The sequence below is a fragment of the Streptococcus mitis genome (assembly GCF_946188375.1).
In the GTDB taxonomy this organism is placed as follows: Bacteria; Bacillota; Bacilli; order Lactobacillales; family Streptococcaceae; genus Streptococcus; species Streptococcus mitis_CX.
This window is the reverse complement of the sequence record NZ_CAMHUS010000001.1, coordinates 294,168-313,714: the sequence shown is the minus strand read 5'-3', so window position 1 is coordinate 313,714 and position 19,547 is coordinate 294,168. Positions and strand designations below refer to the sequence as shown.

Annotated in this window: 23 protein-coding genes and 2 pseudogenes; 19 read left to right on the top strand and 6 right to left on the bottom strand. The window is 39.4% G+C overall.

What is annotated here, in order from left to right; genetic code table 11:
* The first annotated feature begins 19 nt into the window (after positions 1 to 19).
* Complete coding sequence (gene dapA / locus N8M16_RS01500; protein ID WP_125421704.1) at positions 20 to 955, top strand: 4-hydroxy-tetrahydrodipicolinate synthase; 936 nt, start codon at positions 20 to 22, stop codon at positions 953 to 955.
* Between the two features lie 46 nt (positions 956 to 1,001).
* Here the strand turns inward: dapA and mnmE are convergent, their stop codons facing one another.
* Positions 1,002 to 2,375, bottom strand: a complete 1,374-nt coding sequence (mnmE, locus tag N8M16_RS01495) for a tRNA uridine-5-carboxymethylaminomethyl(34) synthesis GTPase MnmE (protein WP_261069525.1) — start codon at positions 2,373 to 2,375, stop codon at positions 1,002 to 1,004.
* 137 nt (positions 2,376 to 2,512) lie between these two features.
* Complete coding sequence (locus N8M16_RS01490; protein ID WP_045611721.1) at positions 2,513 to 2,695, bottom strand: 4-oxalocrotonate tautomerase; 183 nt, start codon at positions 2,693 to 2,695, stop codon at positions 2,513 to 2,515.
* A gap of 122 nt (positions 2,696 to 2,817) precedes the next feature.
* Here N8M16_RS01490 and N8M16_RS01485 point away from each other — a divergent pair, with 122 nt between their 5' ends.
* From N8M16_RS01485 to N8M16_RS01405, 17 genes and pseudogenes are all read left to right on the top strand, one after another.
* Entirely contained in the window at positions 2,818 to 3,408 is a 591-nt protein-coding gene (locus N8M16_RS01485) for a thymidine kinase (RefSeq protein ID WP_000068129.1), read from the top strand.
* Positions 3,405 to 4,484 (top strand): peptide chain release factor 1, encoded by a 1,080-nt coding sequence (prfA, locus tag N8M16_RS01480; protein WP_001028815.1) that lies wholly within the window; start codon positions 3,405 to 3,407, stop codon positions 4,482 to 4,484. Before N8M16_RS01485 ends, prfA begins: the two co-directional genes overlap by 4 nt.
* The gene (gene prmC, locus N8M16_RS01475) at positions 4,484 to 5,320 is read left to right on the top strand and encodes a peptide chain release factor N(5)-glutamine methyltransferase (protein ID WP_000761870.1); all 837 of its coding nucleotides are present in this window, start codon (positions 4,484 to 4,486) and stop codon (positions 5,318 to 5,320) included. Before prfA ends, prmC begins: the two co-directional genes overlap by 1 nt.
* Positions 5,304 to 5,906: an L-threonylcarbamoyladenylate synthase gene (locus N8M16_RS01470; protein ID WP_000969299.1), complete on the top strand. Its 603-nt coding sequence runs from the start codon at positions 5,304 to 5,306 to the stop codon at positions 5,904 to 5,906. Before prmC ends, N8M16_RS01470 begins: the two co-directional genes overlap by 17 nt.
* 1 nt (position 5,907) lies before the next feature.
* The gene (locus N8M16_RS01465; RefSeq protein ID WP_000942963.1) at positions 5,908 to 6,339 is read left to right on the top strand and encodes a GNAT family N-acetyltransferase; all 432 of its coding nucleotides are present in this window, start codon (positions 5,908 to 5,910) and stop codon (positions 6,337 to 6,339) included.
* Between the two features lie 59 nt (positions 6,340 to 6,398).
* Positions 6,399 to 7,655 (top strand): serine hydroxymethyltransferase, encoded by a 1,257-nt coding sequence (gene glyA / locus N8M16_RS01460; RefSeq protein WP_033685118.1) that lies wholly within the window; start codon positions 6,399 to 6,401, stop codon positions 7,653 to 7,655.
* Positions 7,656 to 7,662: 7 nt separating this feature from the next.
* Positions 7,663 to 8,637 (top strand): nucleoid-associated protein, encoded by a 975-nt coding sequence (locus N8M16_RS01455; RefSeq protein ID WP_031237137.1) that lies wholly within the window; start codon positions 7,663 to 7,665, stop codon positions 8,635 to 8,637.
* A complete protein-coding gene (gene pmp23, locus N8M16_RS01450) occupies positions 8,637 to 9,251 on the top strand; it encodes a cell wall hydrolase Pmp23 (protein ID WP_023947700.1) in 615 nt (204 codons plus the stop codon). The genes N8M16_RS01455 and pmp23 overlap by 1 nt, the downstream gene beginning before the upstream one ends.
* A gap of 73 nt (positions 9,252 to 9,324) precedes the next feature.
* On the top strand, positions 9,325 to 10,299 hold the full coding sequence (locus N8M16_RS01445; RefSeq protein WP_261069524.1) for a DUF1002 domain-containing protein: 975 nt from the start codon (positions 9,325 to 9,327) through the stop codon (positions 10,297 to 10,299).
* A gap of 73 nt (positions 10,300 to 10,372) precedes the next feature.
* Positions 10,373 to 11,734, top strand: a complete 1,362-nt coding sequence (gene rlmD, locus N8M16_RS01440; RefSeq protein ID WP_084924382.1) for a 23S rRNA (uracil(1939)-C(5))-methyltransferase RlmD — start codon at positions 10,373 to 10,375, stop codon at positions 11,732 to 11,734.
* Positions 11,735 to 11,942: 208 nt separating this feature from the next.
* Entirely contained in the window at positions 11,943 to 12,116 is a 174-nt protein-coding gene (locus tag N8M16_RS01435; protein WP_261069523.1) for a hypothetical protein, read from the top strand.
* Positions 12,113 to 12,892 (top strand): replication initiator protein A, encoded by a 780-nt coding sequence (locus N8M16_RS01430; protein ID WP_000822768.1) that lies wholly within the window; start codon positions 12,113 to 12,115, stop codon positions 12,890 to 12,892. Before N8M16_RS01435 ends, N8M16_RS01430 begins: the two co-directional genes overlap by 4 nt.
* Before the next feature lie 98 nt (positions 12,893 to 12,990).
* Positions 12,991 to 14,349, top strand: a complete 1,359-nt coding sequence (gene dcm / locus N8M16_RS01425; RefSeq protein WP_261069522.1) for a DNA (cytosine-5-)-methyltransferase — start codon at positions 12,991 to 12,993, stop codon at positions 14,347 to 14,349.
* Positions 14,333 to 14,783: pseudogene (locus N8M16_RS01420) on the top strand (hypothetical protein). The gene dcm and the pseudogene N8M16_RS01420 overlap by 17 nt, the downstream one beginning before the upstream one ends.
* Positions 14,776 to 15,156, top strand: coding sequence for a thioredoxin domain-containing protein (locus N8M16_RS01415; RefSeq protein WP_000566528.1), 381 nt, complete (start codon positions 14,776 to 14,778; stop codon positions 15,154 to 15,156). Before N8M16_RS01420 ends, N8M16_RS01415 begins: the two are co-directional and overlap by 8 nt.
* Positions 15,157 to 15,168: 12 nt before the next feature.
* The gene (locus tag N8M16_RS01410) at positions 15,169 to 15,402 is read left to right on the top strand and encodes a hypothetical protein (protein ID WP_000840776.1); all 234 of its coding nucleotides are present in this window, start codon (positions 15,169 to 15,171) and stop codon (positions 15,400 to 15,402) included.
* A 2-nt stretch (positions 15,403 to 15,404) separates the two neighbouring features.
* Positions 15,405 to 16,007: a CPBP family intramembrane glutamic endopeptidase gene (locus N8M16_RS01405; protein WP_000821271.1), complete on the top strand. Its 603-nt coding sequence runs from the start codon at positions 15,405 to 15,407 to the stop codon at positions 16,005 to 16,007.
* Positions 16,008 to 16,168: 161 nt separating this feature from the next.
* Here N8M16_RS01405 and N8M16_RS01400 read toward each other — a convergent pair whose 3' ends face one another.
* The 4 genes from N8M16_RS01400 to N8M16_RS01380 form a co-directional block, all read right to left on the bottom strand.
* Positions 16,169 to 17,386, bottom strand: coding sequence for a tyrosine-type recombinase/integrase (locus N8M16_RS01400; RefSeq protein WP_001291561.1), 1,218 nt, complete (start codon positions 17,384 to 17,386; stop codon positions 16,169 to 16,171).
* 81 nt (positions 17,387 to 17,467) lie between these two features.
* The gene (locus N8M16_RS01395) at positions 17,468 to 17,671 is read right to left on the bottom strand and encodes an excisionase (RefSeq protein ID WP_000814511.1); all 204 of its coding nucleotides are present in this window, start codon (positions 17,669 to 17,671) and stop codon (positions 17,468 to 17,470) included.
* A gap of 460 nt (positions 17,672 to 18,131) precedes the next feature.
* Positions 18,132 to 18,362 carry a helix-turn-helix domain-containing protein gene (locus N8M16_RS01385; protein WP_000857133.1) on the bottom strand — a complete coding sequence of 77 codons (231 nt, stop codon included), beginning with the start codon at positions 18,360 to 18,362 and terminating at the stop codon, positions 18,132 to 18,134.
* Positions 18,359 to 18,781 (bottom strand): sigma-70 family RNA polymerase sigma factor, encoded by a 423-nt coding sequence (locus tag N8M16_RS01380; RefSeq protein WP_000804885.1) that lies wholly within the window; start codon positions 18,779 to 18,781, stop codon positions 18,359 to 18,361. Before N8M16_RS01380 ends, N8M16_RS01385 begins: the two co-directional genes overlap by 4 nt.
* Before the next feature lie 504 nt (positions 18,782 to 19,285).
* On the opposite strand from N8M16_RS01380, the pseudogene N8M16_RS01375 reads away from it, so the two are divergent.
* Positions 19,286 to 19,507 (top strand): annotated as a pseudogene (locus tag N8M16_RS01375) (helix-turn-helix domain-containing protein); the annotation flags it as partial.
* Between the last annotated feature and the right edge of the window lie 40 nt (positions 19,508 to 19,547).

Sequence of the window (19,547 nt, the reverse complement as noted above, 5' to 3'; positions counted from 1 at the left end):
GAAATAGAGAGGTGTTTTCATGTCTTATCAAGATTTAAAAGAGTGTAAAATCATCACGGCCTTTATTACCCCTTTCCATGAGGATGGTTCTATCAACTTTGATGCCATTCCAGCCTTGATTGAGCATTTGTTGGCCCATCACACAGACGGCATTCTTCTTGCAGGGACCACTGCTGAGAGTCCAACCTTGACCCACGATGAAGAGTTGGAACTCTTTGCGGCTGTACAAAAGATTGTCGATGGACGCGTTCCTTTGATTGCGGGTGTAGGGACAAATGATACGCGTGACTCTATCGAGTTTGTCAAAGAAGTAGCAGAATTTGGTGGTTTTGCTGCTGGACTTGCAATCGTACCATACTATAACAAGCCTTCTCAAGAAGGAATGTATCAGCACTTTAAAGCTATTGCAGATGCTTCTGACCTACCAATTATTATCTATAACATTCCAGGCCGTGTGGTTGTCGAATTGACTCCAGAAACCATGCTTCGTTTGGCTGACCATCCAAATATTATCGGTGTCAAAGAATGTACCAGCTTGGCAAATATGGCTTACTTGATTGAGCATAAGCCAGAGGAGTTCTTGGTCTATACTGGTGAGGATGGAGATGCTTTCCATGCCATGAACCTTGGTGCAGATGGGGTTATTTCTGTTGCATCTCATACAAATGGAGATGAGATGCACGAAATGTTCACTGCCATTGCAGAAAGCGATATGAAGAAAGCAGCGGCTATTCAGCGTAAATTCATTCCTAAAGTCAATGCCCTCTTCTCTTATCCAAGTCCTGCTCCTGTTAAGGCAGTTCTGAACTATATGGGATTTGAAGCTGGACCAACTCGTTTACCTCTAGTTCCAGCACCAGAAGAAGATGCCAAACGCATTATCAAGGTTGTCGTAGATGGCGACTACGAAGCAACTAAGGCAACCGTAACAGGGGTTTTAAGACCAGATTACTAATAATTACAATAAAATCCATGACCGCAAGAACGATCATGGATTTTTCTTATTTTCCTAAACAGAATTGGCTAAAGAGTTGGGTAATGAGTTCATCTGGAGCAGCATCACCTGTGATTTCTCCGAGGATTTCCCAAGTACGAGTTAAGTCAACTTGAAGCAGATCAACTGGCATCCCCAGTTCCAGCCCTTCATTAACAGCTTGTAAGCTTTCAATGGCTTTTTCAATCAAGGAAATGTGACGGGCATTGGATAGGTAAGTAGCATCTTGCTCAACCAAACCAGCATTTTCAAAGAAGAGGTCATTAATGCGTTCTTCAATCTTATCGATATTTTGGTTTTTAAGAACTGAAATACGGATGACATCTTCAGGAAGTTCTGAAGTTTCAATCGCTTCAGGCAGGTCTGTTTTATTAAGTAGAATAATGCGATTAGTATCTTGGCTGATTTCTAAGAGTTGACGATCTTGGAAGATCAGTGGTTCACTAGCATTTAACACTAGTAGTACCAAGTCAGCTTCCTTGAGGGCTTTTTTTGAACGCTCGACACCGATTTGTTCCACGATGTCATCTGTTTCACGAATACCGGCTGTATCAATCAATTTGAGAGGTACACCATTGATGTTGACGTATTCTTCGATGACATCACGGGTGGTTCCAGCAATATCTGTAACGATAGCCTTGTCCTCACGCAAGAGGTTGTTGAGCAGGCTGGATTTTCCAACGTTGGGACGGCCGATGATGGCAGTTGAAATTCCTTCACGGAGGATTTTACCGCGACGAGCTGTCCTAAGCAGATTGGTTAGCAATTGCTCAAACTCCATAGTTTTCTCGCGAACTACGGCAGTAGTAGCTTCCTCAACATCGTCATACTCAGGATAATCAATATTGACCTCGACTTGGGCAAGTGTATTGAGGATTTCTTGACGGGTATTATTGATAAGATCAGAAAGGGAACCATCAAGTTGTTTGACCGCAATGTTCATGGCCTTGTCTGTCTTAGCGCGGATGATATCCATGACCGCCTCAGCCTGAGTCAAGTCCACACGTCCATTTAGAAAGGCACGTTTGGTAAATTCACCAGGTTCAGCCAATCGAGCTCCTTCACGGATAGCTAGCTGGAGAATCTCATTGGTAACCGCAATCCCACCGTGGGTGTTAATCTCGATAATATCCTCACGAGTGAAGGTTTTTGGAGACTTCATAGCCCCAACCATAACCTCGTCCATGACTTTACCAGTCAGAGGATCAATAATGTGACCGTAGTTGAGTGTATGGCTAGCAACCTGACTCAAGTCTTTTCCTTTAAAAATCTTTTGCACAATAGCAAAACTTTCTGTTCCGCTCAGGCGGACAATACCAATAGCCCCTTCACCTAGTGGAGTAGAGATAGCAGCGATGGTATCAAATTCACGTGTAATCATAATGTTTCCTTTAATAAATAGCTCTTTTCTTGGAAATTTTCCCAAGTATCCTTTCAAATTGTAACAAATTTGAACTATTTCTTCAATGGATGCTACTTGGAGATTGAAAAAGCCTAAGCAATTCTGCTTAAGCTAGCTTATTTGGTGCGCATTTCCCCTTGTGGGAAGTAAGTTCCTTCTGGCATGTCGTTGATGATGACATGGACAGCAGATTGAGGGGCTCCAGTATTACGGACAACAGCTTCCATTACTTCCTTAGCAAGAGCCTTCTTTTGTTCGAGCGTGCGTCCTTCAAATAAATCGATGCGTACAAATGGCATAATAGCTTCCTCCACTAGTTTTGATTTCTTCTATTTTACCACATTTTGCCGTTTAAAGCTTAAGAAAATTATGATATACTATAATGTAGCAAAAATTTAGAAATGGACGTGAAGCAAGAAACATGGCACAGTTGTATTATCGTTATGGGACCATGAACTCTGGTAAGACAATCGAGATTCTTAAAGTAGCCTATAACTATGAGGAGCAAGGAAAAGGTGTTGTGATTATGACCTCAGCTCTTGATACGCGTGACGGTGTTGGCTATGTGTCGAGTCGAATCGGTATGAAACGCCCTGCCATTGCGATTGAGGAAACAACTGATATCTTCGGTTATATCCGAGATTTACCAGAAAAACCTTACTGTGTGTTGGTTGATGAAGCCCAGTTTCTCAAGCGTCATCATGTTTATGACCTAGCTCGTGTTGTTGATGAGTTAGATATACCCGTCATGGCTTTTGGTTTGAAGAATGACTTTCGCAATGAGTTGTTCGAAGGTTCAAAATACCTCTTGCTCTTAGCAGACAAGATTGAAGAAATCAAGACCATCTGTCAGTACTGTAAGAAAAAGGCGACTATGGTGTTGCGAACTCAAGATGGTGTGCCAGTCTATGATGGCGAACAAATTCAGATCGGTGGAAATGAAACCTATATCTCAGTTTGCCGTAAACATTATTTTGCCCCTGAAATCAATAAGGAGAATGAAGAAAAATGAACATCTATGATCAACTACAAGCTGTAGAAGACCGTTATGAAGAATTAGGAGAGTTGCTCAGTGACCCAGATGTGGTTTCGGACACCAAGCGTTTCATGGAGCTTTCAAAAGAAGAGGCTTCTACTCGTGATACGGTAACTGCCTACCGTGAGTACAAACAAGTCCTTCAAAACATCGTTGATGCAGAAGAGATGATTAAAGAATCTGGCGGGGATGCGGACTTGGAAGAAATGGCCAAGCAAGAGCTCAAAGATGCCAAGGCTGAAAAAGAAGAATACGAAGAAAAACTCAAAATTTTGCTCCTTCCAAAGGATCCAAACGATGACAAGAACATCATTCTTGAAATCCGTGGCGCCGCTGGTGGAGACGAAGCAGCACTTTTCGCTGGAGATTTGCTAACCATGTACCAAAAGTATGCTGAAGCTCAAGGCTGGCGCTTTGAAGTCATGGAGGCTTCTATGAATGGTGTCGGTGGTTTCAAAGAAGTGGTTGCCATGGTTTCGGGGCAATCTGTTTACTCTAAACTCAAGTACGAATCTGGTGCTCATCGTGTGCAACGTGTTCCTGTGACAGAAAGCCAAGGCCGTGTTCATACTTCGACAGCAACAGTTCTTGTCATGCCTGAAGTCGAAGAAGTAGAATACGATATTGATCCAAAAGACCTTCGTGTCGACATCTATCACGCCTCTGGTGCTGGGGGACAGAACGTCAATAAGGTTGCGACAGCAGTTCGTATCGTTCACTTGCCAACCAATATCAAGGTTGAGATGCAGGAAGAACGTACCCAGCAGAAGAACCGTGAGAAGGCCATGAAAATCATCCGTGCGCGTGTTGCTGACCACTTTGCACAAATTGCTCAGGATGAACAAGACGCTGAGCGTAAGTCTACTATCGGTACTGGTGACCGTTCAGAACGGATTCGTACTTACAATTTCCCACAAAATCGTGTCACAGATCACCGTATCGGCTTGACCCTCCAAAAACTAGATACCATTTTGTCTGGTAAATTGGATGAAGTTGTGGATGCCTTGGTTCTTTATGACCAAACGCAAAAATTAGAAGAATTAAACAAATAATGAAATTAGCTCAATTATTTTCAGATTTTGAAGAAGAATTGATAAGACAAGGAGAGGAAGCAGAAAGCCTCTCTTTTGTCTATCGTAGCCTGAAAAATCTATCTTTTACGGACTTTGTTTTTGCCCTCCAGCAGGAAGTGACTGAAGAGGAAGAAGTATTTGTAAAAGAAATTTTCCAACAGTTAGCAACTCATAAACCGGCACAGTACATCATTGGACAGGCAGATTTTTATGGAATGCAGTTAAAAGTTGATGAGCGAGTATTGATCCCTCGTCCAGAAACAGAGGAGTTGGTGGAGCTTATCCTGGCTGAAAATCCTGAGACGAATTTTTCAGTTCTGGATATCGGAACAGGTAGTGGAGCCATTGCCCTTGCATTAGCAAAAAACAGATCAGCTTGGTCGGTGACGGCAGCAGATATTTCCCAAGAGGCTCTTAACCTTGCGTCCGAGAATGCTAAAAATCAAAAACTTAATATATTTTTCAAAAAATCTGATTGTTTTGCAGAAATTTCTGAAAAATATGATATAATTGTATCCAATCCACCCTATATCTCTCGTGAAGATGAGTCAGAGGTTGGCTTGAATGTCTTGCATTCGGAACCTCATCTAGCTCTTTTTGCAGACGAGGATGGCCTAGCTATTTACCGTAGAATTGCGGAAGATGCAACAGACTATCTCAAAGATGGTGGTAAGATTTACCTTGAAATTGGATACAAGCAAGGTCAAAGTGTTCCTGAACTTTTTAGGAAACATCTTCCTGAAAAACGATTACGAACACTTAAGGACCAGTTTGGTCAAGATAGGATGGTTGTAATTGATGATGGACAGGATTAGACAAGAGTTGGAAAATGGTGGAGCGGTCGTTCTACCTACTGAGACAGTTTACGGTCTCTTTGCCAAGGCTCTAGACGAAAAAGCAGTTGACCATGTTTACCAACTCAAACGTCGTCCAAGAGATAAGGCGCTTAACCTCAATATCGCCTCTCTAGAGGACATCTTGCACTTTTCTAAGAATCAGCCAACTTATCTACAAAAACTTGTAGAGACCTTTTTACCAGGTCCCTTAACCATTATTCTCGAAGCTAATGACCGAGTTCCCTATTGGGTCAATTCTGGTCTTGCAACTGTTGGATTTCGGATGCCTAGTCATCCCATTACCCTTGATTTGATTCGAGAGACAGGACCTCTGATTGGACCGTCAGCTAATATCTCAGGTCAGGCAAGTGGAGTGACTTTTAATCAAATTCTAGAGGATTTTGACCAAGAGGTTTTGGGTTTGGAAGACGATCCTTTTCTAACTGGACAGGATTCAACTATTTTGGATTTGTCTGGAGACAAGGTGAAAATCTTACGCCAAGGGGCCATTAAGCGAGAAGATATTCTTGCTCGGTTGCCAGAGATTTCTTTTGAGGAGGAATGAGATGTTAAGAGACTTAAGAGAAACTGATGTGAAAGCAATATGTGAGATCAACCAAGATGCTTTGGGCTATTCTTTTAGTCCAGAGGAAACGGCTAGTCAATTAGCTAGACTATCTCAGGATTCCCATCATTTCTTACTTGCTTATGAGGATGAATCTACTCATGCCTTGCTTGGATATGTCCACGCTGAGGTCTATGAATCACTTTATTCTAAAGCAGGATTTAATATTTTAGCTTTAGCAGTTTCACCTCAAGCACAAGGGCAAGGTATTGGTAAAAGCTTATTACAAGGGTTGGATCAAGAAGCAAAAAGACGTGGTTATGGGTTTATCCGCTTAAACTCTGCCGATCATCGTCTGGGTGCTCATGCATTTTATGAAAAAGTTGGTTATACTTGTGATAAAGTGCAGAAACGATTTATTCGCATCTTTTAGTTTATTTTCTTGTTGCAAAACAAACTAAAGGACCAGTCACACTATAAAGGAGAAGACCTATGATTTTTGACAAAGACGATTTTAAAGCATATGATGCTGATCTCTGGAATGCTATTGCCAAAGAAGAGGAACGCCAACAAAACAACATTGAGTTGATTGCTTCGGAAAACGTAGTTTCCAAGGCAGTTATGGCAGCTCAAGGGTCTATCTTGACGAATAAATACGCTGAAGGTTACCCAGGACGCCGTTATTATGGTGGAACAGATGTAGTAGACGTGGTGGAATCTCTAGCCATTGAACGCGCAAAAGAAATTTTCGGTGCAAAATTTGCCAATGTCCAACCACACTCAGGAAGCCAAGCTAACTGTGCAGCTTACATGGCCTTGATTGAGCCTGGCGATACGGTTATGGGAATGGATTTGGCTGCAGGTGGTCACTTGACTCATGGGGCTCCTGTTAGCTTCTCAGGTCAAACCTACAACTTTGTTTCTTATAGTGTTGATCCTGAAACGGAACTCTTGGATTTTGATGCTATCTTGAAACAAGCCCAAGAAGTAAAACCAAAATTGATCGTAGCAGGTGCTTCAGCCTATTCTCAAATTATCGACTTCTCAAAATTCCGTGAAATCGCAGATGCTGTTGGGGCTAAGCTTATGGTGGATATGGCCCATATCGCTGGTTTGGTTGCAGCTGGTTTTCACCCAAGCCCAGTGCCATACGCTCATATCACTACAACAACGACCCACAAAACTCTTCGTGGCCCACGTGGTGGTTTGATTTTGACCAATGATGAAGACTTAGCTAAGAAAATTAATTCAGCTATTTTCCCAGGTATTCAGGGTGGTCCTTTGGAGCATGTTGTGGCAGCTAAGGCTGTTTCTTTCAAAGAAGTTTTGGATCCAGCCTTCAAGGAATATGCTGCCAATGTTATCAAGAACAGCAAGACTATGGCAGATGTCTTCTTGCAAGACCCTGATTTTCGTATCATTTCTGGAGGAACTGAAAACCACCTCTTCCTAGTGGATGTGACTAAAGTTGTAGAAAACGGCAAAGTTGCTCAAAACTTGCTGGATGAAGTCAATATTACCCTAAATAAAAACTCAATCCCTTACGAAAGCTTGTCACCATTCAAGACAAGTGGTATTCGTATCGGAGCAGCAGCCATTACTGCTCGTGGATTTGGTGAAGAAGAAAGTCGCAAAGTGGCTGAACTTATTATTAAAACCCTTAAGAATGCAGAAAATGAAGCTGTCTTAGAAGAAGTGAGAAGTGCGGTTAAAGAATTAACAGATGCCTTCCCATTATACGAGGACTAAAACTTTTATGGACATTTATATTAAGAAAGCTATTATTCATCAGTTCAGTCCGGATGACACCGACCTGTTCCTAGCGGATAAGTTTCTCAATATTACTCCAAAAATCGAAGAATACTTGCGTAAAAAAATTGAACGTGTGTATTCAGATGAAGCCAAGTCTGGGATTTTCGAGGAAGAAAATCCCTTCTTCAATCATATTACAGACGATTTGTTGGAGACATCAGTAACGCTGGCTAATCTCTGGAAAGAGGAGTTCAGCATTTCCGAAAATCTCAAGACCAATGACTTGATTTTTGTGCAATTTTCTAAAGAAGGTGTAGAACATTTCGCTTTCTTGAGAATTGCCCTGAGGGAGACCTTGACCCACCTTGGTGGAGAAGTTGATAATCCAATCAAGCTAACTCAGAATAACTTGCCTGGATTTGGAACGAGTGCCGACGAAGCCTTGGTGGTTAATCTTCAGAGTCGCAAGTACCACCTGATCGAGAAACGAATTAAGTACAATGGAACTTTTTTGAACTACTTTTCAGACAATCTTCTTGCTGTCGCTCCTAAGATTTCTCCTAAGAAATCTATCAAAGAACTGGAAAAGACAGCCCAGAGAATTGCCGAATCTTTTAATACAGATGATTTTCAATTTCAATCTAAAGTAAAATCAGCGATTTTCAACAACTTAGAAGAAAGCAATGAACTGTCGCCAGAGAAATTGGCCAACGACCTTTTTGACAATAATCTGACGGCTCGTTTGAGCTTTATTGATCAAGTCAAGGAAGCCGTACCAGAGCCTGTTCAATTTGATGAAATTGATGCCAGTCGTCAGCTTAAAAAATTTGAAAACCAAAAACTTTCCTTGTCAAATGGAATTGAGCTTATCGTTCCCAATAACGTCTATCAAGACGCCGAGTCTGTTGAGTTTATCCAAAACGACAATGGAACCTACTCTATCTTAATCAAAAATATCGAGGATATCCAAAGTAAATAATGTTTAAACGAATTCGAAGAGTGCTTGTACTAGCAGTCTTCCTTTTTGCTGGATATAAAGCTTACCGCGTTCACCAAGATGTCAAGCAAGTCATGACCTATCAACCCATGGTGCGAGAAATCTTGAGTGAAAGAGACACCCCAGCAAACGAAGAGCTTGTGCTCGCTATGATTTATACCGAAACAAAAGGAAAAGAAGGCGATGTTATGCAGTCTAGTGAGTCTGCTAGTGGCGCTACCAATACCATCAATGATAATGCCTCTAGCATTCGGCAAGGCGTTCAAACTCTGACAGACAATCTCTATCTGGCCCAGAAGAAGGGGGTAGATGTCTGGACGGCTGTTCAAGCCTACAATTTTGGACCTGCCTATATAGATTTTATCGCCCAAAATGGCAAGGAAAACACCTTAGCTCTGGCCAAACAGTACTCTCGTGATACTGTTGCTCCCTTGCTTGGTAATACCACTGGAAAGACTTATAGTTATATTCACCCCATTTCCGTTTTTCACGGTGCCGAACTCTATGTAAATGGAGGAAACTATTATTATTCTAGACAGGTGCAACTTAACCTTTACATTATCAAATGTTTCACTCTCTTTTCGACATCTGGTTAGTCCAGATGTTTTTGTTATAAGTTTTCTTTAAGATAGATATATTACTCTAGAAAGGTAAAGGAGGAAATTCCCTATGAGAAAGAAACTCTTTCTGTCCAGTGTTGCGGTCTTGTGGGCAGTAACAGCTATGAATAGTGTCCATGCAGCAACAGATGTTCAAAAAGTTATCGATGAAACCTACGTCCAACCTGAATATGTCCTAGGTTCATCATTGTCTGAAGACCAAAAAAATCAAACCCTTAAAAAACTAGGCTACAATGCCTCAACAGACACCAAAGAACTCAAGACCATGACACCTGATGTCTATTCTAAGATTATGAATGTGGCCAATGACCCTAGCTTACAATTGTATTCATCAGCCAAGATTCAAAAGCTAGGGGACAAATCGCCACTTGAGGTCAAGATTGAAACACCTGAAAACATCACTAAGGTAACTCAGGATATGTACCGAAATGCAGCCGTAACTTTGGGTGTGGAACACGCCAAAATCACTGTAGCAGCCCCCATTCCAGTTACAGGAGAAAGTGCTTTAGCAGGGATTTATTATTCGCTAGAGGCTAATGGAGCCAAGGTGCCACAAGCCAACAAAGATTTGGCTCAAGAAGAGTTGAAGGCCTTGTCCGATATCAATGCTGAAAACAAGGACAAGTCAGGCTATGATGCTAATAAATTAAATGTTGCCCTAGCTGATATCAAGTCAGCACTCGCCAAAGCTAAAGAAAGTAAGGGAAATCTGACAGAGGAAGATGTCCGTAAAATTGTTGAAGATACCTTGAAAAATTACAAACTTGATCAGGTTATAACAGGAAACCAGATCAATATTATCATCAATTTTGCTTTGAATCTCTCAAAGAGTGATATCCTCAGCAATGCAGACTTCACTAAAACCCTGAATGACCTGAAACAAAGTATTGTTTCACAAGCTGGCGACAGTTTTAAAAATATCAACCTTAACTTTGATGCGGATAAGGCGCTAGAGGACGGCGGCAATTTCCTAAGCTCCCTCTGGCAAGCCATTGTCAACTTCTTCAAGAGTTTTGGTTCTTAAGAAATTTCATGGTATAATAGATGGTAACCGTAACGTTGCCGTCTTTTTTATCGGCCAATAGAAAGAGAAGAGAATGTTAAAGAAAAATGATATTGTAGAAGTTGAAATTGTCGACTTGACCCATGAAGGGGCAGGAGTTGCCAAGGTTGATGGTTTGGTCTTTTTTGTCGAGAATGCTTTACCGAGTGAAAAAATCCTCATGCGTGTCCTCAAGGTCAATAAAAAGATTGGTTTTGGGAAAGTTGAAGAATACCTTGTCCAATCACCATACCGTAATCAAGATCTAGATTTGGCTTACCTGCGTTCAGGAATCGCGGATTTAGGTCATCTTGCCTATCCAGAACAGCTCAAGTTTAAAACCAAGCAAGTTAAGGATAGTCTATACAAGATTGCTGGAATTGCAGATGTAGAGGTTGCTGAAACGCTTGGCATGGAAAATCCAGTCAAGTATCGCAACAAAGCTCAGGTGCCTGTTCGTCGAGTAAATGGTGTCTTGGAAACAGGATTTTTCCGTAAGAATTCGCATGACCTCATGCCTCTAGAAGATTTCTTTATCCAGGATCCTGTGATTGATGAGGTAGTAATAGCCCTACGAGACTTGCTCCGCCGTTATGATTTGAAACCTTATGATGAAAAGGAACAAGCTGGCTTGATTCGGAATCTTGTGGTGCGTCGTGGCCACTACTCAGGACAAATCATGGTGATTTTGGTAACTACTCGTCCTAAAGTTTTCCGTGTGGAACAATTGATTGATCAACTAATCAAGCAGTTTCCAGAGATTGTGTCTGTTATGCAAAATATCAACGACCAGAATACAAATGCGATTTTTGGTAAGGAGTGGCGCACACTTTATGGACAAGACTTTATCACTGATCAGATGTTGGGAAATGACTACCAAATCGCTGGACCCGCTTTTTACCAAGTCAATACTCAAATGGCAGAGAAGCTTTATCAAACAGCCATTGACTTTGCTGCATTAAAAGAAGACGATGTGATCATTGATGCCTATTCTGGTATCGGGACGATTGGTCTTTCTGTTGCGAAACATGTCAAGGAAGTCTATGGTGTCGAAGTGATTCCAGAAGCGGTTGAGAATAGCAAAAAGAATGCTCAGCTAAACAATATTTCAAATGCCCACTATGTTTGTGACACAGCTGAAAATGCTATGAAAAATTGGCTTAAAGATGGAATTCAACCAAGCCTTATACTAGTGGACCCACCAAGAAAAGGACTCACAGAAAGCTTTATCAAGGCAAGTAGCCAAACAGGAGCCGACCGCATCGCCTATATCTCATGTAATGTCGCCACCATGGCGCGTGATATCAAACTCTACCAAGAATTGGGATATGAGTTGAAGAAAGTTCAGCCAGTGGATTTATTTCCTCAAACGCATCACGTGGAGTGTGTAGTGTTGCTACAACGAAAAAAAGGGTGAAAATCCTTGATTTTAAGCTATTTTACAAGCATTTTGTCTTTGTAGATAAAGGCAATTTTGACGTCAGAAAAGTCCTAAAAAGGCACATAGATGTATATGTATTTGTAGATGTCGTTTGCGCATCGGAAAAATGAATACAACAATAAATATTTATCTAAAGAGAGAACAATTGTATATTGTTCTCCTTTTTTTATTTTCAGGAGGGAAAATGACAAAAGAATTACAATCATCACGCTATATTGTCATTTCATTTTTAGTACGTGAAATGGGAATTGACATTGTTGAAACCATCTCTCTTATGGCTGAATTGGAAAAAAGTGGCTTGGTTCAATTGGAATCAAGCGGAGATTTAACACTCAAAGAACTTGGAGGTGCGCTATGAAACGAATTACCGCAAATCAATACCAAACTTCAGAACGGTATTACAAATTACCTAAAATTCTTTTTGAGGATGAGAAATATATGGATATGAAACTAGAAGTAAAGGTGGCTTATTCTATTTTAAAAGATCGTTTAGAATTATCTCTCAGTCGTGGTTGGATAGATGAAGAAGGAGCGGTTTATTTAGTATTTTCTAATTCTAAACTGATGAAGCTGTTAGGTTGCTCGAAGTCAAAATTACTGTCTATCAAAAAAATTCTTAAAGAATATGACTTAATTGATGAAGTTCAACAGTCTTCAAGTGAGAAAGGAAGACTAGCTAATAAGATTTATTTAGGGGAATTATCTTCTACCCCAGTAGGTAATTCAAACAGGCCTAGTGTTAAAAAAAGACTAGGGCAGGTTGAAAATGAAACGGCCCCAGTCTCACATTCAGCCCCTAGAGAGACTGAAGTTAGTGAGACTAAATATAGTGAGACTGATTCTTTATTTATTGAGGATGAGGAGGATAGGAATACTCAACCTATTTTGAAAAGAAAAGTAGAAAAGGTCACAAAATATGATCGAGATTATATTTGGGGATTGGTACAAGATCAATTTAGACGAGAAGGTTTTTCTGAAACAGCCAGTGAAATTGCTATGACTGATTTTGAAAGAATCTATCAGTATGCTCTTGACAATGTTCGCTTTGTTAGACGAGCGGAAGTACTTGCTGAATTTGTGTTTAATGGCCTGTATTCTGTTTGGAATAACCGTGTTAGAAAAGGAGGTGGTTAAATGTCGTCAATCGAGTGGATATTAGTTATGCTTATTGTCATTTCAAGTGGAGTGACAGTTATGACAATGGTAGTCGATCAGAAAGAGGTGATCAAGAAATGAGATTTATTGATTTATTTTCAGGTATAGGTGGATTTCGACTTGGAATGGAAAGTGTTGGACACGAGTGTATTGGATTTTGTGAGATTGATAAATTTGCTAGGAAATCTTATAAGTCCATTTTTCAAACGGAAGGAGAAATAGAATTTCATGACATACGAGATGTTTCAGATGCAGAATTTAAAAAACTTAGAGGGAAAGTCGATATCATCTGTGGGGGATTCCCTTGTCAAGCATTTTCAATCGCAGGAAGACGATTGGGATTTGAAGATACTAGAGGAACTTTGTTCTTTGAAATTGCTCGGGCGGCCAAACAAATCCAACCACGTTTTCTTTTTCTTGAAAATGTTAAAGGCCTACTCAATCACGATAAGGGACGGACGTTCACCACAATCCTTACCACACTTGATGAGTTGGGGTTTGATGTTGAGTGGCAGTTGCTTAACAGTAAGGATTTTGGCGTTCCCCAAAACAGAGAGAGGGTGTTTATTATCGGACATTCTAGAAAGAGAGGTACCAGACTCTTATTTCCTTTCAGACGAGAAGGTCAAACAACTAACTCTGAGACTTTAAAAACACTAGGGAATTTGAATCCATCAAAAAGTGGAATGAGCGGTAAAGTCTATTATTCAGAAGGTCTTGCACCAACCTTAGTTCGTGGAAAAGGAGAAGGATTCAAGGTTGCGATTCCTTGTATGACACCAGACAGATTAGAAAAAAGACAAAATGGTAGACGTTTCAAGGATAATCAAGAGCCAATGTTTACTTTAAATACTCAGGATCGCCATGGTATTGTCGTTGTAGGAGATTTACCGACTAGCTTTAAGGAAACTGGTCGCGTCTATGGAAGTGAGGGCTTATCTCCAACACTAACTACAATGCAAGGTGGAGATAAAATCCCCAAAATACTGATTCCAGAACCAATCAAATTTCTAAAAGTCCGAGAGGCAACGAAAAAAGGATATGCTCAAGCAGAGATTGGGGATTCAATCAATTTAGAAAGACCAAGTTCTCAGTATCGTCGTGGTAGAGTTGGAAAAGGTATAGCGAATACGTTAACAACTAGTGGGCAAATGGGAGTAGTAGTTGCTAGCTATGAAGGAGAAGATAAACAAGTTTATCATGTAGCCGGTGTCTTAATAGATGGACAATTTTACCGTTTGAGAATACGACGAATCACTCCTAAAGAGTGTTTTCGCCTACAGGGATTTCCTGATTGGGCTTTTGAAGCTGCTAGAAAAGTTTCTAGTAATAGTCAGCTCTATAAACAAGCTGGTAATAGTGTAACTGTTCCTGTGATTGCCGCAATCGCAAAAAAATTAAAAGAAATAGAGGAAAAAGATGAAAGCGCTAAATAAAGAGTCAATACTATATTGTGATGAATTAGAAACAGAATTACATGATGCAGAAATGATGCAGTTGGATGAACAAATATTTTTGATGCCCAATTATCCATGTGAGTTTGAGGTGACATTTTTAGATTATTACCATAAAAAACACAATTACCCCCCTATTTTACGAATCCTATCTTCAAAACATTATGGAATTCCTTGAAAGTCAGGATATAAAGAACGGAGCTGATGCCTTTATAGATGATAATCATAATCTTGTTTTTGTTTTATATGGGCAAGGCTATCGAGCCGAGGGAAAAGAGGGAATACTTACAACCCAAGTAACTGTAAAAGCTTATGATGAAGACAAGAAATCAATTAACTTCTCCAATTTATTAGATTCCTTAATCGTCTCAGAATATCAAATGGAACCGAATCTTTGGGAGGTCTCACATGATTGATCTCTATCTAAGTAAAAATAACCATAGAAATCAACTTCTTTTAGAATTCTTCCAAAACTATGGCATTGAGGTATCCTGTCATTCGATTTCTGAAATGACAAGGGATAAATTAATTGAGATGATGAGCTATTCTTCAGATTGTTTTGAGTTTTTATCTCCTAATTTATTACGATTTAAGAACCGTGACAATTTAAGACTAACGGATTTCATTGAAATGATATTAAAAAATCCTGAACTAACCATCAGACTTCCTCTTGCGGTTTCAAATAAGCGAGTTTATCCAAATCTAAATTTGGAGGAAGCTAGGGCTTTATTACCAAGAGATACGAAACAATTGATTTACATGGCACAAACACATTATTTATCTAACTAAAGGAGAAGCAATATGGCTGAACGATTTTGGGAGAACTTGTCCATTATTTTGGCTGAAAGAAATATCAGCTGGATTGAGTTAACCAGAAAAATGTTTGCGGGAGAGTTTCACTATCCAAGTGAATTGAATCGTTTGTATCAAAAGATTCGTCACTACAAGATGGAACAACGAATGCCTCAAAGTCCATGGGTAGAGAGGATTGTGCAGGTATTAGATTTAGATTATGAAGATTTATTTCGGAGGTAACTATGAAAAGAATAATTCCAGTTTATATATTCCAACAAGTAAATGTCCTATTGGTATCCTTATACTTACTGAAATTTCTTTGTATCGGTGAGTTAACTATACTACAGATTATCTATGGAGCGTCGCTCATTTCTTTTTTATGGATGTATGGTCAACGAAAACAAGTGGCCAAGGTCAATATGGAAACTAGGATAAAGTGGATTGGTATTGGATTCGTTAGCCTACTGATTATCAGTCTATATTTTAGTCTGATTCATGCTCAAGAAAGCACAAATCAAGCAAACTTAATTGGGCTTCAACATCAAGTTCCTTGGTTTTCATTTTTATTGTTCTTAATCAATGCGAGTATGGTTGAAGAATTTTTGTATAGAGAAATTTTATGGAACTTGGTTAGAAAATTAGATATTCGAGTTGCTTTGACAAGTGTTTTATTTGCCTTAGCTCATCATCCAGGAACCATTCTAGCTTGGTGTTTATATGTTTCATTGGGAATGTTTTTAGGGATGGTACGCTATAAATCGGACTTGTGGGGCAGTATGGGGCTACATTTAGTGTGGAACCTACTAGTTTATAGTTTGCTGCTTTTTAATAAAAACAAAGTATAAATTTCTAATTATCTTTTTATATTTTCTTAAATGCTCGTAAAGCCTTATTCTATGTGCTTTCGAGTATTTTTACTGTAGGAAGATACTTCACGTTTCTTTGCATATTTCCTCATGTCTTAGCTGTCAGAAGTGGTAAATAAGTAGTAAATTCATTTGTACTACTAAGCAACAAGACGCTCCTGTTGCTTCTCTTTATTCAAGCGTTTCATTTCTGCCATTGCAGAATCGAATGTTGCATGTGCGTAATAGTTCAGCGTCATGGCTATATTAGCATGTCCCATAATGTACTGTAATGCCTTTGGATTCATTCCTGCATTTGCATAGTTGGTACAGAATGTATGTCGCAAACTATGTGGAGTGATGTGTGGCAATTTATCCTCGTTATACTTATTGTATTTCTTAACAAGACCTTTCATCATGCCGTTGTAATCACTTGCCACTTTTGGATAGTTCTTTCTATTAAGAAAGAGGAAATCACTATATCCATCAATCTCAACACGCTTATCATTCTTTCGATTCGCTAACACTCGCTTAAATGCTTGATAGGCTTCTTCAACCATAGGAACTTGACGTTCGCCACTTTTGGTCTTTGGTGTTTCAATGTAGTACCCAATTTCAGTATCTCTCAATAGCTGATGGTCTATATTGACAAGACGATTCTCAAAATCTAAATCTGGAAGTGTCAAACCACCAAACTCTGAAATACGAAGACCTGTTTTTAAGAGTATCAGAATTTCATCATAATTTTTGCTGTAGGTTTTATCAGCTTTTGCAAAGGCTAACAGTTTTTCTTCCTGTTCTTCTGTTAGTACGGTCTTAGGGACAGTATCATCATCAAGAACTGCTTTCAGTTGAAAGTCAAATGGATTCTTCCGAACACAATCATCTTGTATAGCAATATAGAATGAAGCCTTTAAAGAACGTTTGTAGTTATTGATGGTTTGATAAGCATAACCATTTTCACTCATTCTAATAGCCCATTCTTTAGCGTCTGATGGCTTAATACTGTCAATACTTCTTACACCTAACTTGTCTTTCTTCAAAATATCCATAAGATATTTGCGTCCAGTTTCAGTGTTTTTTCTAACCTTTGGTCTTTGAGCGTTCTGTTTTGCGTAAAGCTGGCAGAGTGTCATTTTCTTTCCTACAACATCAATACCATCATGAATGTCTTTCTGTAACTCTGCGATTTTCTCTCTAAGTGAGATACAATCACGCTTTCCTGCTGGTACTCGGTCTGTAGCCACAAGTTTCCACGAGTAAACAAATTGCGGTTCTCCAAATGAATCTATATATTTGTATAAGTATCTTCCGTCTTTTCGTTGGCTCTCTCCAGTCTTTAAGATTCGACCTTTATTGTCACGTCTTTTTTCTGACATGGCATTTGCTCCTTTCCTTTATGGAAAGAGCCTTGATACGACTTAATACTATTTTATCATATACAAGACCCTTTGGCGACGCTAGATTGCGTCCAATGTATCTATAATTTTTTCAAATTGTTTTCGTTTAATCTGAATACGATTGCCATTCATAATCAGCCAATTTGCATTTTTATTTTCCTCTGCCAAGCGTCGTAGCTTGTTTTCGCCAATACGAAAATATTTTGACGCTTCTTCAATGGTTAGGGTATAACGTTCCCAAATAGGAATGTCAGTCTGCTTCATAAAATCCTCCTTTCCAAATCACTTATTTGGATTTCATAAAAGTTGTTTTACCAGCAATCGAACAGCTTTAGCAAAGCTCACGGGAGTTCCACCCCTGCATGGTTCTCATGTAGCCATACTCATTGCCTGCGACGGTTTTATCACGCTCGGACTATTGACTGTATGGGAGTATCATTATCACGATAAGAATGTCGTTGCAGGCAATCCTGCTAAAGATTGCTTCTCGGATCACTAACATGAATCGCTCGCTATCTTTATAAGATAGGTCATGGCGGTTAGTTCCGTTGGCTCTTTTCTTATCGAAACGTATTCGATTACTTTTATTCAGTTTTCAAAGAACAATGGCTCGTTAGCCTATCAAAACACATTGAAAGCTCAATATGCTTTGGTGGAATAACAAACCTCCCTGTTCGGGAAGCGTGGAATGGTTTAGCACGCTTCCACGAAAGGAGAGAGGATATTACTTAATTTCAAATGACAAAATCTTTGTAATCAATCTGGTTTCCATTCTTCCACGTAAGACTTCATCAACGACCATACTTTGATTGCCATATTCATCTTTCATAAGTCGTAGGGAACGCTTCGTTATGTACCCTCTGTAATGATGTAGAATCTGGTTAATCGCTTCGGTATCGCCATCTGTTGCCTTTACAATGAGAGGAAAGGGAATCATAGGATATTGTGTTTTCATTCTTCAAATTCCTCCATAAACTTTTTAATTAAGGCTAGTCCACTGGTTCTATGCCGATAGACAGTAGAACGGTTCAATTTCAACAGGTCTGCAATTTCTGAATCGCTCATGTCCATAAAGTAAAACAGCAGTAGAATTTCACGTTTCTTGTCTGGCAACTCACGTAATGCTTCACTCAACAAATCATTTTCAACGCCTACTGATAACCCATTGAGTGTAAAAATCTGAAAGTCAGTTGAATAGTTATCTGTTGTCGCAAACTGGCTAACAAGATAATCGCCAACATCCGAAAAGGACACCTCACGCTTTGCAATCCTTGAAAGATAAAGCATATAATTCTTTCGCTCGTCTTCCATAGCACGTTTACAGATATAGTCAAACTGATTTTCTATTGTGGTCTGAAAAGAAGATGGTTTCATGTTTCTCACCCCCTTTCTGTCTAGGAAAGGAAGTGAGCCTTGCTCGTTTATCTCCTTTCACTCTTAGTCCCAATGTGAAAGGGGGATTTGTTGCATTACTGATAAATAAACTTTGTAAAAAAGTTCTGAATAGCCAAAAAAGCATATAAACAGATTTATTTCCCTGTTTACATGCTTCTGTTATTCTATCTATATGATTTATAAAACCACATTGGTGGACGTACTTATCTATTGCAGATAGACGACTTTTTTTGACAAGAACCCAATGTAAGGAAATTTATTGTATATGATGTACTTCATGGCGACGTTGACCTCCAACAAACCGCCATTTGGAAGTAATATACAATATTTTAACAGCGTAAATAGCACTACCATATAACGGTTTTTTTTATTGGCGTTTAGTAGTGCTTTTTATTAAATATAAACCTATAAACCATATAACACGTTTTTCTATACCTGTTTTTAATTCAGTAGGAACAATAAAATGTATAGAGGTGGTCTACTATGCGTAAAAAAGAAGATAAATATGATTTTAGAGCCTTTGGTTTAGCCATTAAAGAAGCTCGATTGAAACGAGGTTTAACTCGTGAACAAGTGGGAGCATTGATTGAAATTGACCCACGGTACTTAACTAATATTGAAAATAAAGGGCAACACCCCAGCATACAAGTTCTTTATGACCTTGTATCGTTACTTCATGTTTCCGTTGATGAATTTTTCTTACCTGGGGTCCCGAGCGCTTAGTGGGAATTTGTATCGATAAGGG

Bases quoted from the DNA above. Each gene is read 5' to 3' on its own strand.
- dapA (WP_125421704.1), top strand. From the start codon at position 20: ATGTCTTATCAAGATTTAAAAGAGTGTAAAATCATCACGGCCTTTATT.
- mnmE (WP_261069525.1), bottom strand. From the start codon at position 2,375: ATGATTACACGTGAATTTGATACCATCGCTGCTATCTCTACTCCACTA.
- N8M16_RS01490 (WP_045611721.1), bottom strand. From the start codon at position 2,695: ATGCCATTTGTACGCATCGATTTATTTGAAGGACGCACGCTCGAACAA.
- N8M16_RS01485 (WP_000068129.1), top strand. From the start codon at position 2,818: ATGGCACAGTTGTATTATCGTTATGGGACCATGAACTCTGGTAAGACA.
- prfA (WP_001028815.1), top strand. From the start codon at position 3,405: ATGAACATCTATGATCAACTACAAGCTGTAGAAGACCGTTATGAAGAA.
- prmC (WP_000761870.1), top strand. From the start codon at position 4,484: ATGAAATTAGCTCAATTATTTTCAGATTTTGAAGAAGAATTGATAAGA.
- N8M16_RS01470 (WP_000969299.1), top strand. From the start codon at position 5,304: ATGATGGACAGGATTAGACAAGAGTTGGAAAATGGTGGAGCGGTCGTT.
- N8M16_RS01465 (WP_000942963.1), top strand. From the start codon at position 5,908: ATGTTAAGAGACTTAAGAGAAACTGATGTGAAAGCAATATGTGAGATC.
- glyA (WP_033685118.1), top strand. From the start codon at position 6,399: ATGATTTTTGACAAAGACGATTTTAAAGCATATGATGCTGATCTCTGG.
- N8M16_RS01455 (WP_031237137.1), top strand. From the start codon at position 7,663: ATGGACATTTATATTAAGAAAGCTATTATTCATCAGTTCAGTCCGGAT.
- pmp23 (WP_023947700.1), top strand. From the start codon at position 8,637: ATGTTTAAACGAATTCGAAGAGTGCTTGTACTAGCAGTCTTCCTTTTT.
- N8M16_RS01445 (WP_261069524.1), top strand. From the start codon at position 9,325: ATGAGAAAGAAACTCTTTCTGTCCAGTGTTGCGGTCTTGTGGGCAGTA.
- rlmD (WP_084924382.1), top strand. From the start codon at position 10,373: ATGTTAAAGAAAAATGATATTGTAGAAGTTGAAATTGTCGACTTGACC.
- N8M16_RS01435 (WP_261069523.1), top strand. From the start codon at position 11,943: ATGACAAAAGAATTACAATCATCACGCTATATTGTCATTTCATTTTTA.
- N8M16_RS01430 (WP_000822768.1), top strand. From the start codon at position 12,113: ATGAAACGAATTACCGCAAATCAATACCAAACTTCAGAACGGTATTAC.
- dcm (WP_261069522.1), top strand. From the start codon at position 12,991: ATGAGATTTATTGATTTATTTTCAGGTATAGGTGGATTTCGACTTGGA.
- N8M16_RS01415 (WP_000566528.1), top strand. From the start codon at position 14,776: ATGATTGATCTCTATCTAAGTAAAAATAACCATAGAAATCAACTTCTT.
- N8M16_RS01410 (WP_000840776.1), top strand. From the start codon at position 15,169: ATGGCTGAACGATTTTGGGAGAACTTGTCCATTATTTTGGCTGAAAGA.
- N8M16_RS01405 (WP_000821271.1), top strand. From the start codon at position 15,405: ATGAAAAGAATAATTCCAGTTTATATATTCCAACAAGTAAATGTCCTA.
- N8M16_RS01400 (WP_001291561.1), bottom strand. From the start codon at position 17,386: ATGTCAGAAAAAAGACGTGACAATAAAGGTCGAATCTTAAAGACTGGA.
- N8M16_RS01395 (WP_000814511.1), bottom strand. From the start codon at position 17,671: ATGAAGCAGACTGACATTCCTATTTGGGAACGTTATACCCTAACCATT.
- N8M16_RS01385 (WP_000857133.1), bottom strand. From the start codon at position 18,362: ATGAAAACACAATATCCTATGATTCCCTTTCCTCTCATTGTAAAGGCA.
- N8M16_RS01380 (WP_000804885.1), bottom strand. From the start codon at position 18,781: ATGAAACCATCTTCTTTTCAGACCACAATAGAAAATCAGTTTGACTAT.